Raw genomic sequence first — 11,633 nt, 5'->3', positions numbered from 1 at the left:
CGGCTCCTTAGAAATAACCCTGACGTTTCTTCAGCTCCATGGAGCCTGCCTGGTCGCGGTCAATCACGCGGCCCTGTCGCTCACTGGTGGTCGACACCAGCATCTCTTCAATGATCTCCGGCAGCGTCTGCGCACTGGACTCCACTGCACCGGTCAATGGCCAGCAGCCGAGGGTACGGAAACGCACCATCTGTTTTTTGATCACTTCGCCTGGCTGCAGGTCGATGCGATCGTCATCGATCATCATCAGCATGCCGTCACGCTCCAGCACCGGACGTTCAGCGGCCAGGTACAACGGCACGATCTCGATATTTTCCAGATAGATGTACTGCCAGATATCCAGCTCGGTCCAGTTGGAGAGCGGGAACACGCGAATGCTTTCGCCCTTGTTGATCTGGCCGTTGTAGTTATGCCACAGCTCCGGACGCTGGTTTTTTGGATCCCAGCGGTGGAAGCGGTCGCGGAAAGAGTAGATGCGCTCTTTCGCACGGGATTTTTCTTCGTCACGACGTGCGCCGCCGAAGGCCGCGTCAAAACCGTATTTGTTCAGCGCCTGCTTCAGCCCTTCGGTTTTCATGATGTCAGTGTGTTTGGCACTACCGTGCACGAACGGGTTAATGCCCATCGCCACCCCTTCCGGGTTTTTATGCACCAGCAGTTCGCAGCCGTAGGCTTTTGCCGTACGGTCGCGGAATTCATACATTTCACGGAATTTCCAGCCGGTATCAACGTGCAGCAGCGGGAACGGCAGCGTACCCGGGTAAAACGCTTTACGCGCCAGGTGTAGCATCACGCTGGAATCTTTACCGATGGAATACATCATCACCGGGTTAGAGAATTCGGCTGCCACTTCGCGGATAATATGGATACTTTCCGCTTCGAGCTGCCGCAGGTGAGTAAGTCGTTTTTGGTCCATAACCGTTCCTTAAGCCAGATTCACCACAGAGGAGCCAAACCCCTCTGAGTCTGTTGTATGTTGAAACCAGGCGAGTGTGCTGTGCAGGTGCACCACTTCCCCTACCACGATAAGCGCGGGCATAGGGGCCTCTTTCGCCAGGGTGGCAAGATCCTGTAGCGTACCGATAGCCACATGCTGATCGACGCGCGTGCCGCGAGAAATTACGGCGACCGGCGTGGTTGCCTCTCGACCGTGTTGAATAAGTTGTTCACTGATGTCCGCCGCCTTCATCGTGCCCATATAGATAGCCAGCGTCTGACGACTCTGGGCCAGATGCGACCAGTCAAACGGGGTGCTGTCCGCCTTGTAATGGCCCGTGACAAAGGTCACGCTCTGGGCGTAATCGCGGTGAGTAAGCGGTATACCGGCGTAGGCCGTCACTGCGGAAGCCGCCGTGATACCCGGGACGACCTGGAACGGCACGCCCGCTTCAGCCGCCGCCTGCAGCTCTTCCCCGCCGCGACCAAAGATAAACGGGTCGCCACCTTTAAGCCGCACCACCGTTTTGCCCGCTTTTGCCGCCGCCACCAGCATCTGGTTGGTGTCATGCTGCGGTACAGAGTGCTCGCCCGCCCGTTTGCCAACGCAGATTTGTTCTGCGTCACGGCGAATCAATTCGCGCACCCCGTCGGTGACCAGATGGTCATAGAACACCACATCGGCATCCTGAAGCACCTGCAGGCCGCGCAGGGTCAGCAGCCCGGCATCACCCGGCCCCGCACCGACCAGAATGATCTCGCCGCCGCTACTGCCAGGGTTATCCAGCTCATCTTCGAGGATCTGCTGCGCCGCCGTTTCATTTCCGGCATGCATCAGGCTGGCAAATCGACCGCGGAACACGCGCTCCCAGAAGCGACGGCGTTCCGTCACGCTGTTCAGGCGCGTTTTCAGATGGTTGCGCCAGAAGCTCGCTTTCTCCGCCATCCGCCCAAGGCTGGTAGGCAAAAGCGCTTCGATTTTTTCCCGCAGCACGCGTGCCAGCACCGGCGCGGTCCCGCCGGAGGAGATGGCCACCAGCAATGGCGAACGGTCAACAATCGACGGGAAGATAAACGAACACAGCGGCCGATCGTCCACCACGTTCACCAGACGGTGACGGGCCTGAGCCGCCTCTGAAATACGGCGGTTGAGCTCACGATTATCGGTTGCCGCAATCACCAGCACCACGGTGTCGATTTGCGACTCGTCGAAATCCGCCTCGTCGACTACCCGTACCTGCGCCCCCGCTCGCTGCAGAAACGCGATTTTGCGATCGGCAACCTCACCGGTGCCGACTACCAGCACAGGTCTGTCTTTTATCGCGGCAAAAAGGGGCAGATAGTCCACAAGCTACAACTCACTAACAACAAGGAATAGTGGGACTATAGGGGGCGGCTTAGATCGAATGAAATTACGAATTGGAATGAGTAGTTACTCAATGGAATAACGCCGTGGAAAAGCAAAGATCAAAAAGTGCTTAACACGCGAATTTTCGGGCATTTAAGAGCAATTCAAATTGTGTATGGTCGATCACAGTTTCATACTAGGCGGGTTAAAATTTTGCTCTGTTTTTAAGGACTCACTATGTTTTCCGCAACGCGCCACCGTATCGCTGCCCTGGCGCTCGGCGTTTGCTTTATCCTTCCGGCCCAGGCAAAAAATCAGCCCTATGGTGAAATCGCGAATATGCAGGCGCGGCATATTGCGACCGTCTTTCCGGGTCGTATGACCGGCACGCCAGCGGAAATGCTTTCCGCCGATTATATTCGCCAGCAATTTGCTGACATGGGTTACCAGAGCGATATCCGATCGTTTCACAGCCGCTACGTCTATACCTCGCGCAATAAAACAAAAAACTGGCATAACGTGACCGGCAGTACGGTCATTGCGGCCCATGAAGGTAGCGCGGCGGAACAGATCATTATCATGGCGCACCTGGACACCTACGCGCCAATGAGCGACGCCGATACCGACAATAATCTCGGCGGGCTGACGTTACAGGGGCTGGACGATAACGCGGCGGGTCTGGGTGTGATGCTCGAACTGGCAGAGCGAATGAAAGACATTCCAACCCAATACGGGATCCGTTTCGTTGCCACCAGCGGTGAAGAAGAGGGAAAACTTGGCGCGGAGAATCTCCTGAAACGCATGAGTGCCGAGGAGAGGAAAAATACGCTGCTGGTGATTAACCTCGATAACCTGATCGTCGGCGATAAGCTCTATTTCAACAGCGGACAGAGTACGCCGGGTACCGTGCGTAAACTGACGCGCGACCGCGCGCTGGCGATTGCCCGCAGCCATGGGGTGTATGCCACCAGCAACCCGGGCGGGAATCCCGATTATCCTCGCGGAACTGGCTGCTGTAACGATGGTGAAGTGTTCGATAAAGCGGGCATTCCTGTTCTGTACGTGGAAGCCACTAACTGGATGCTGGGTAAGAAAGACGGTTATCAGCAGCGGGTGAAATCGAAGGCTTTCCCGGACGGGACGAGCTGGCATAACGTGCTGCTGGATAATCAGCAGCATATTGATAGCGCACTGCCGCAGCGAGTTGAACACCGCAGTCGGGATGTGGTTAAAGTGATGCTGCCGTTGGTGAAAGAGCTGGCAAAAGCTGGGAAAGCGTAGAACAGAACATGTCCCTCACCCTTTGTAAGAGGGTGAGGGAAAAGGGAACAGAATTTACCCTTCGTGCAATCCGCACTCGCGCTTGAGTCCAAAGAATCGCGTCTCTTCTTCCGCCATGCCCGGTTCCCATTTACGCGTGGTATGGGTATCGCCCACTGACAGATAACCCTGGTCCCAGAGCGGGTGGTATTTCAGTCCGTGTTTTTGCAGGTACTGGTAAACCGTACGGTTATCCCAGTCGATGATCGGCAGCACTTTAAACACCCCGCGCTGAACCGCCAGCACCGGGAGCGTGGCGCGGCTTCCGGACTGCTCGCGGCGTAACCCCGCAAACCAGGTCTGCGCGTTAAGCTCTTTCAGCGCCCGGTTCATCGGCTCGACCTTGTTGATCTCATTGTATTTCTCAATGCCCTCAACGCCCTGTTCCCACAGTTTGCCATACCGCGCCTCCTGCCAGGCCGCGCTTTGCTCCGCGCGGTAGACTTTCAGGTTCAGCCCGAGCTTGTCCGTCAGCTCATCGATAAACTGGTAGGTTTCCGGGAACAGGTAGCCGGTATCGGTCAGGATCACCGGAATGTCCGGACGAATCTGGTTCACCAGATGCAAACTCACCGCTGCCTGAATACCAAAACTCGACGAGAGCACATAATCACCCGGCAGGTTTTCCAGGGCCCATGCCACGCGGCCTTCGGCGTCGAGCTTTTCAAGCTGCGCATTGGTTTCTGCCAGCGCCAGAATGCGATCGACTTTTGGCAGTTCGTTTAGGGCGTTTAGATCGAGTACGGACATAATTACCTCTCGTGTTTACTCCCAGAAATCCCTTGCGGGATCGAGCACCGGGCGAATAATGCCCGCACGCACCGTAAAGTCGCCGAAGCCTTCACCCGCTTCGCGCTCTTTCGCCCAGCGCCCGACAAGCTCGTCGATAGAATCAAGAATTTCCGGCTCGGTGATGTTCTCACGGAACATGCGTGGAATACGCGTTCCGATACGGTTGCCGCCGAGGTGCAGGTTATAGCGACCCGGCGCTTTACCCACCAGACCCAGCTCGGCCAGCATCGCACGGCCACAGCCGTTCGGGCAGCCGGTGACACGCATAACAATATGCTCGTCCGGAATACCGTGTTTTTCCAGAATCGCTTCCACCTTATCGGTGAATGACGGCAGGAAACGTTCTGCTTCCGCCATCGCCAGCGGGCAGGTCGGGAACGACACGCAGGCCATTGAGTTTTCACGCTGCGGCTTCACCGCGTCCATCAACCCATGGTCGCGCGCCAGTTTCTCAATCTTCGCTTTCTGGCTTTCCGGCACGCCGGCAACGATCAGGTTCTGGTTAGCGGTGATACGGAATTCACCTTTATGGATCTTCGCAATTTCCAGCAGACCGGTTTTCAGCGGGCGGCCCGGATAATCAAGAATACGGCCGTTTTCAATAAACAGCGTCAGGTGCCATTTATTGTCGATGCCTTTAACCCAGCCAATACGATCGCCACGTCCCGTAAATTCATACTGACGGATCGGCTCAAACTTAATCCCCGCGCGACGCTCCACTTCCGCTTTGAACGTCTCTACGCCCACGCGCTCCAGGGTGTATTTGGTTTTCGCGTTTTTACGGTCCGTACGGTTACCCCAGTCGCGCTGCGTGGTGACAACCGCTTCAGCCACGGCCAGCGTGTGCTCCAGCGGCAGGAAACCAAACTCGCTTGCGGTGCGGGCATAGGTTTTCTTGTTACCGTGTTCGATGGAAAGACCGCCGCCCACCAGCAGGTTAAAGCCCACCAGCTTGCCATTTTCGGCAATCGCCACGAAGTTCATGTCGTTGGCGTGCAGATCGATATCGTTCTGCGGCGGGATCACCACGGTGGTTTTGAACTTACGCGGCAGATAGGTCTGGCCGAGGATCGGTTCTTCGTCGGTGGTGGCCACTTTTTCCTGATCGAGCCAGATCTCCGCATAGGCGCGGGTGCGTGGCAGCAGGTGCTCAGAGATCTTCTTCGCCCACTCATAGGCTTCGGCGTGCAGCTCGGACTCGTACGGGTTCGAGGTGCAGAGCACGTTACGGTTCATGTCGTTGGCCGTGGCCAGCGCGTCCAGCCCGACAGAGTGCAGCATCTGGTGTACCGGCTTCACGTTCTTCTTCAGAATGCCGTGGAACTGGAAGGTCTGACGGTTGGTCAGACGGATGCTGCCATAAAGGGTATTTTCACCCGCAAACTTATCGATCGCCTGCCACTGTTTCGTGGTGATCACCCCGCCCGGAAGACGGCAGCGCAGCAGCATCGCATGACGCGGCTCCAGCTTCTGTTCTGCACGTTCGGCGCGGATATCACGGTCGTCCTGCTGATACATACCGTGGAAACGGATCAGCAGAAAGTTGTCGCCTTTAAAGCCGCCGGTGAGACCGTCATTCAGATCTTCAGCAATGGTGCCGCGCAGATAGTTGCTTTCCAGCTTCATGCGCTCGGCGTCTGTCAGTTTACCTTCGACCACCAGTGGCCCTGGATGTTTTTCGCTCATTAGTAGACATCTCGCTGATAACGGCGCTCAACGCGCAGCTCACTTAAAAATTCATCCGCCGTTTCGGCATCCATACCGCCGAATTCGGCAATCACTTCCAGCAATGCCTGCTCAACGTCTTTCGCCATGCGATTGGCGTCGCCGCAGACATAAATGTGGGCACCGTCATTGATCCAGCGCCACAGCTCTGCGCCCTGTTCGCGCAGTTTGTCTTGTACGTATACTTTTTCTTGCTGATCGCGGGACCAGGCCAGGTCGATGCGCGTCAGGACGCCTTCTTTGACGTAACGCTGCCACTCAACCTGGTAGAGGAAATCTTCCGTAAAGTGCGGGTTGCCGAAGAACAACCAGTTTTTACCCGGCGCCTCATCTGCAGCGCGCTGCTGCATAAAGGCGCGGAATGGTGCAATACCGGTCCCCGGCCCAATCATGATGACCGGTGTTTCCGGGTTCGCAGGCAGACGGAAGTTGTCGTTGTGCTCGATAAACACGCGCACTTCACCATCTTCCTCCACGCGATCGGCCAGGAAGCTTGATGCCCCGCCCGCACGGGCACGGCCTTCGATGTCATAACGCACCACGCCCACGGTGATATGCACTTCGCTCTCCACTTCGGCCTGCGAAGAGGCAATGGAGTAGAGGCGCGGCGTCAGCGGACGCAGCAGGCCGATTAGCGCATCCGCATCCAGCTGTGCCGGAGAGAAACGCACCATATCGACAATCGGCGTCGTCGCGGCGTAATGCTGCAGCTTCGCCTTATCCCCCACCAGAGGCAGCAGCGATTCACTGCGCGTTAAGGTGGCGTAATTTTCAACGATGTTTGGCGTGTTGACCGTCAGCTCGAAATGCCACTGCAGCGCCTCAGAAAGCGGCTGCGTGTTACCGTCGACGGTGACAGGCTCATCGCCTTTCAGCCACAGCAGTTCGACCAGCTCTTTAACCAGCGCCGGATCGTTCTGGTACCAGATCCCAAGTGCATCGCCCGGCTGGTAACGCAGACCGGAATCACCGAGATCGATTTCAATATGCCGCACGTCTTTCTCAGAGGCGCGACCGGTAATTTTCTGATTAACCGCCAGGCTCGCTGCCAGCGGTGCCTCTTTGGTATACGGGCTGGTGTGAATATCATTGACTGCACCCGCCGCGGTGACGGCAGCCTGCGCTGGCGTCTCTTTTGGCACGCGTGCTTTCAGCACGTCAACGATGCGCGCACGCCATTCAGCGGCGGCGGTCTGGTATTCCACATCCGCATCAACGCGGTCCAGCAGGCGCTCAGCGCCCAGTTCCGCCAGTTTGCTGTCGAAATCTTTACCGGACTGGCAGAAAAATTCGTAGGAGGTGTCGCCCAGGCCAAACACGGCGAACGCCGTCCCGTTCAGTTTTGGGGCTTTTTTCGAGAACAGGAACTTATGCAGGGCCACCGCTTCTTCAGCCGGCTCACCCTCACCCTGGGTTGAAGCCACCACCACCAGCAGTTTTTCGGACGCGATCTGTTTAAATTTATAGTCCCCGGCGTTCACCAGGTTCACGTTCAGTTTGGCGGCCAGCAGGTCGTCGCGCAGCGCTTCGGCCACACGGCGAGCATTGCCCGTCTGCGAGGCAGAAATCAGCGTAATCGCCGGAATTTCTACCGCAGTTGCCGGTGCAGCAGCCACAGCGCCCGGTTGCTGGTTAAGCATTCCCCAGAAATAGCCGGAGACCCAGGCAAGCTGGGTGGGAGAAAAATCAGAGGTGGCAGCCTGAAGGCGCGCCAGTTGCTCCGGGTTCAGGGGAAGCAAATTTGAAGGTGGGGCCTGTGTTGTCATGCGTCGTTATGTTCCAGTAGCCAAGCGGACTTTAAGCGAATAAATCCAAACTGAAGATAAGGTTAACGGCGAGGATAATAACAATTAAAGAAGGGATGGAAATAATAAATAACCAAATGGACTAACCTGTTTTAGTTATCGTTCTTAACGATAAAAACGATTAACTAACGCATTGAAATTTATTAATAAAACGGTAGTCCTTTCTCGTATGCACCACGTTGCGGCAACAGAGCCGTTTTAGTTAATGATAAAAATTGTGCTTTCCGGTACTATGCGGCGGTTTTTTCCGCATTACTGAGAGCAATAATGTCCACCACACTGTTTAAAGATTTCACCTTCGAAGCCGCCCACCACCTTCCGCATGTTCCTGAAGGGCATAAATGTGGCCGTCTGCACGGGCACTCGTTTATGGTGCGTCTTGAGATAACCGGTGACGTCGATCCGCATACCGGTTGGATCATGGACTTTGCCGAGCTGAAGGCGGCATTCAAACCGACCTACGATCGTCTGGATCACTACTATCTGAATGATATCCCGGGCCTTGAAAACCCGACCAGTGAAGTGCTGGCTAAATGGATTTGGGATCAGATGAAACCGCAGGTGCCTCTGCTGAGCGCGGTGATGATCAAAGAGACCTGCACCGCGGGCTGTATCTATCGCGGTGAGTAAAAAAAGCCCGGAATATCCGGGCTTTTTTTTAGGCGATGTTCAGGTACTTGTGCGTCTGCATCGACAGCCGCCAGTTGCGGGCAATACAGGTTTCAATACACAGGCGCGTGGCATCCTCTTTCTGGCTGATAGGCTGCAGCGCGATGATCCGCTGCTTTTCATCCGTCAGCGTGGCGAGCAGTTCATCCAGCGCTTCGATATCACGCACGCGGCCAACCGGGTGTTTGATCTCATCAGCACGCTCCAGCGCCTGAGAGAGTACATCGTAGCCGCCGCGCATGTTAACTTTCGGCGAAACCGTCACCCAGGTGGTGTGAGAACAGCGCACTTCATGCGTGCCGCTGGTTTCAATCTGACAGCTGTAGCCGTTCTTTTCGAGCAGCTCGGTCAGCGGCGTCAGGTCGTGGATGCAGGGTTCACCCCCGGTAATCACCACGTGGCGCGCCGTCCAGCCCTGACGGCCAATGATCGCCAGCAGATCTTCTGCACTTCCCGCGCCCCACTTATCGCTCTCTTTGGTTTTAGCCAGAATGCTAAACAGCGACACTTCCCGATCTGCGAGTTTATCCCACGTATGTTTGGTATCACACCAGGCACAGCCAACCGGGCATCCCTGTAATCGAATAAAGATGGCGGGAACGCCGGTAAAGTAACCCTCGCCTTGCAGGGTCTGGAACATCTCGTTAATCGGGTACTGCATAGTCATCTCAGTTAAGGGGATAAACGATAAGTATCGCAGATCCCCGTCAGATGGTCATGCTCCATCGGTGCTTTGAGCGCCAATCGCTGCCATAAACCGTGCAGTAATTTGCTGTGGACGGGTGATGGCCCCGCCGACAACGACCATAAAGGCACCAAGTTCCAGGCACCTCGCCGCCCGTTCAGGTGTATCAACGTTGCCTTCGGCCACCACGGGAATGTCGACGGCAGCCAGCACCTCTTTCAGAAACGCGCAGTCATTGTCCGGTAGCGCATGGCCTGCGGTTTCTGTCGTATAACCGTAAAGCGTGGTCCCCACACAATCAAAACCCAGCGCCTGCGCCGTCACGGCCTCTTCTGTTGTGGAAATATCCGCCATCAGGCGTACCGACGGGTACCGCGTGCGGATATGCGCGACCAGCGTCGCCAGGTCTTCGCCGCCAGGGCGCTGTCGCGCAGTCGCATCCAGGGCAATGATTTCCGGAGAAACCGTCATCAGCTCATCCACCTCTTTCATCGTGGCGGTGATAAACACCTCACTATCCGGATAATCGCGTTTGATGATGCCGATAACCGGCAGAGCTACCTGCTGCTTGATGGCTTCGATATCCACCACGCTATTGGCACGGATCGCTGCCGCCCCACCCTGCGCGGCGGCCAGCGCTATTCGTGACATAATAAACGCGCTATGCAGAGGTTCATTCTCCAGCGCCTGGCAGGAGACGACCAATTTTCCCTTCAGGTTATCCAGTACAGTTTTCATTACGATAAGATCTCTTCCACTTCGTTTTTAATAATCGTGACATGCGGCCCATAAATGACCTGAACACCGTTGCCGCGGACGATAACGCCGCGCGCGCCGGTCGCTTTCAGCGCCGATTCATTCACTTTGCTGCCATCCTTCACCGTGACGCGAAGACGCGTCGCGCAGCAGTCCACCTCTTCGAGATTGTCTTTGCCACCTAACCCGGCGATCACTGCAACGGCACGCTCGCTCTGCGAAAAGGTCACTTCATCCGCCATCGCCTCTTTCTCACGCCCCGGCGTGGCAAAATCAAAGCGATTAATCAGATAACGGAACGTAAAGTAATAAAGGAAGAACCACGGCACCCCTACCAGCGGTACGAACATCCAGTGGGTTTTGGCCTCGCCCTGGAGAATGCCGAACAGCACGAAGTCGATAAAACCGCCTGAGAAGGTTTGCCCGATAGTGATGTGTAAAATATGGGCGAGCATAAACGCCAGCCCGTCAAACAGGGCGTGAATGACGTACAGCACAGGAGCAACAAAAAGGAATGAGAACTCAATAGGTTCAGTAATCCCCGTCAGGAACGAGGTCAATGCCGCCGAAAGTAACAGCCCCGCGACGCGTTTTTTGTTCTCCGGTTTTGCCGTGTGGTACATCGCGAGGCAGGCACCCAGCAGACCAAACATCATCGTGATGAAGCGTCCGGACATGAAACGCGACGTGCCTTCATAAAACTGGCGTGTTGTCGGGTCGGCAAGCTGGGCGAAGAAGATCCGCTGCGTACCTTCAACCAACTGACCGTTAACGATCTCGCTGCCGCCAAGCGCGGTCGTCCAGAAGGGAAGATAGAAGATGTGGTGTAAACCAAACGGCCCGAGCATGCGCAAAATGAAACCGTACAGCATCGTCCCCAGATAACCGGTGGCATCCACAAGCCCGCCCAGACCGAAGATCAGCTTCTGGAAATGCGGCCAGATGACGGTCATTAATGCCCCGACAAGTATTGCCGCCAGCGAGCTGACGATCGGTACAAAACGTGAGCCGCCAAAGAAACCCAGGAACTGCGGAAGCGCGATCTTATTGAACCGATGATGTAACGCGCAGGTCACAAGCCCGATGACGACCCCACCAAATACGCCGGTTTCCAGCGTCTGGATCCCCAGCGTCATTCCCTGCCCTACGGCACCCGGGTTCTCAAGCGCCAGTTTTCCGGTCAGGATCAGCAGCGCATTGATGGTGGCATTCATCACCAGAAAAGCGAGCAATGCCGCCAGCCCCGCGGTTCCTTTATCATTTTTTGCCAGCCCGACGGCGACCCCGACAGCAAACAGCACCGAGAGGTTGGCGAACACAATCGAACCGGCACTGCTCATAATGGTAAAGATGGCCTGCAGCCACGCAACATCTAAAAACGGGTAGGCCGTGAGGGTATTGGGGTTTGATAACGCGCCTCCAATCCCCAGCAACAAACCCGCCGCGGGCAAGACGGCGATGGGCAACATAAATGATTTGCCAAAGCGCTGCGCTTTCTCAAACCATCCGCCAGAAGAAGCCCCACTGAACATTTGCATCATTTTTTCATCCCCTCGTGTATAGATGAAAATTTTTACCACATTAATTATTAATAGTG

10 protein-coding genes are annotated in these 11,633 nt (G+C 55.9%); 2 read left to right on the top strand and 8 right to left on the bottom strand.

The window, feature by feature from the left end; translation table 11 throughout:
* Positions 1-7 precede the first annotated feature (7 nt).
* The gene (cysD, locus tag QE396_RS21745; RefSeq protein WP_006811770.1) at positions 8-916 is read right to left on the bottom strand and encodes a sulfate adenylyltransferase subunit CysD; all 909 of its coding nucleotides are present in this window, start codon (positions 914-916) and stop codon (positions 8-10) included.
* 9 nt (positions 917-925) lie between these two features.
* Positions 926-2,275, bottom strand: a complete 1,350-nt coding sequence (cysG, locus tag QE396_RS21740) for a siroheme synthase CysG (protein ID WP_217193211.1) — start codon at positions 2,273-2,275, stop codon at positions 926-928.
* 246 nt (positions 2,276-2,521) lie between these two features.
* Here cysG and QE396_RS21735 point away from each other — a divergent pair, with 246 nt between their 5' ends.
* Positions 2,522-3,565 carry an aminopeptidase gene (locus QE396_RS21735; RefSeq protein ID WP_020883813.1) on the top strand — a complete coding sequence of 348 codons (1,044 nt, stop codon included), beginning with the start codon at positions 2,522-2,524 and terminating at the stop codon, positions 3,563-3,565.
* 54 nt (positions 3,566-3,619) lie between these two features.
* Here the strand turns inward: QE396_RS21735 and cysH are convergent, their stop codons facing one another.
* Genes cysH through cysJ form a run of 3 tightly spaced genes read right to left on the bottom strand, consistent with a single transcriptional unit; the run spans position 3,620 to position 7,887 of the window.
* Positions 3,620-4,354, bottom strand: a complete 735-nt coding sequence (gene cysH / locus QE396_RS21730) for a phosphoadenosine phosphosulfate reductase (protein WP_014171401.1) — start codon at positions 4,352-4,354, stop codon at positions 3,620-3,622.
* 15 nt (positions 4,355-4,369) lie between these two features.
* Complete coding sequence (cysI, locus tag QE396_RS21725) at positions 4,370-6,082, bottom strand: assimilatory sulfite reductase (NADPH) hemoprotein subunit (protein WP_020883812.1); 1,713 nt, start codon at positions 6,080-6,082, stop codon at positions 4,370-4,372.
* On the bottom strand, positions 6,082-7,887 hold the full coding sequence (gene cysJ / locus QE396_RS21720; protein ID WP_020883811.1) for an NADPH-dependent assimilatory sulfite reductase flavoprotein subunit: 1,806 nt from the start codon (positions 7,885-7,887) through the stop codon (positions 6,082-6,084). The genes cysI and cysJ overlap by 1 nt, the downstream gene beginning before the upstream one ends.
* Positions 7,888-8,193: 306 nt before the next feature.
* Here cysJ and queD point away from each other — a divergent pair, with 306 nt between their 5' ends.
* Positions 8,194-8,556, top strand: coding sequence for a 6-carboxytetrahydropterin synthase QueD (queD, locus tag QE396_RS21715; RefSeq protein ID WP_014171404.1), 363 nt, complete (start codon positions 8,194-8,196; stop codon positions 8,554-8,556).
* Between the two features lie 28 nt (positions 8,557-8,584).
* Here the strand turns inward: queD and queE are convergent, their stop codons facing one another.
* Genes queE through QE396_RS21700 form a run of 3 tightly spaced genes read right to left on the bottom strand, consistent with a single transcriptional unit; the run spans position 8,585 to position 11,577 of the window.
* On the bottom strand, positions 8,585-9,256 hold the full coding sequence (gene queE, locus QE396_RS21710) for a 7-carboxy-7-deazaguanine synthase QueE (RefSeq protein WP_020883810.1): 672 nt from the start codon (positions 9,254-9,256) through the stop codon (positions 8,585-8,587).
* A 54-nt stretch (positions 9,257-9,310) separates the two neighbouring features.
* Positions 9,311-10,018 (bottom strand): N-acetylmannosamine-6-phosphate 2-epimerase, encoded by a 708-nt coding sequence (locus tag QE396_RS21705; protein ID WP_020883809.1) that lies wholly within the window; start codon positions 10,016-10,018, stop codon positions 9,311-9,313.
* Complete coding sequence (locus QE396_RS21700; protein WP_020883808.1) at positions 10,018-11,577, bottom strand: maltose/glucose-specific PTS transporter subunit IIC; 1,560 nt, start codon at positions 11,575-11,577, stop codon at positions 10,018-10,020. The genes QE396_RS21705 and QE396_RS21700 overlap by 1 nt, the downstream gene beginning before the upstream one ends.
* Positions 11,578-11,633 lie beyond the last annotated feature (56 nt).

The sequence above is a fragment of the Enterobacter sp. SORGH_AS_0287 genome, assembly GCF_031453695.1.
Taxonomy (GTDB): Bacteria; Pseudomonadota; Gammaproteobacteria; order Enterobacterales; family Enterobacteriaceae; genus Enterobacter; species Enterobacter ludwigii.
This window is presented reverse-complemented; position numbering and strand designations above follow the sequence as displayed.

What these genes read in the sequence shown, in the direction of transcription:
- QE396_RS21705 (WP_020883809.1), bottom strand. Translation starts at nt 10,018, where the DNA reads ATGAAAACTGTACTGGATAACCTGAAGGGAAAATTGGTCGTCTCCTGC.
- queE (WP_020883810.1), bottom strand. Translation starts at nt 9,256, where the DNA reads ATGCAGTACCCGATTAACGAGATGTTCCAGACCCTGCAAGGCGAGGGT.
- QE396_RS21700 (WP_020883808.1), bottom strand. Translation starts at nt 11,577, where the DNA reads ATGATGCAAATGTTCAGTGGGGCTTCTTCTGGCGGATGGTTTGAGAAA.
- cysH (WP_014171401.1), bottom strand. Translation starts at nt 4,354, where the DNA reads ATGTCCGTACTCGATCTAAACGCCCTAAACGAACTGCCAAAAGTCGAT.
- cysI (WP_020883812.1), bottom strand. Translation starts at nt 6,082, where the DNA reads ATGAGCGAAAAACATCCAGGGCCACTGGTGGTCGAAGGTAAACTGACA.
- QE396_RS21735 (WP_020883813.1), top strand. Translation starts at nt 2,522, where the DNA reads ATGTTTTCCGCAACGCGCCACCGTATCGCTGCCCTGGCGCTCGGCGTT.
- cysD (WP_006811770.1), bottom strand. Translation starts at nt 916, where the DNA reads ATGGACCAAAAACGACTTACTCACCTGCGGCAGCTCGAAGCGGAAAGT.
- cysJ (WP_020883811.1), bottom strand. Translation starts at nt 7,887, where the DNA reads ATGACAACACAGGCCCCACCTTCAAATTTGCTTCCCCTGAACCCGGAG.
- queD (WP_014171404.1), top strand. Translation starts at nt 8,194, where the DNA reads ATGTCCACCACACTGTTTAAAGATTTCACCTTCGAAGCCGCCCACCAC.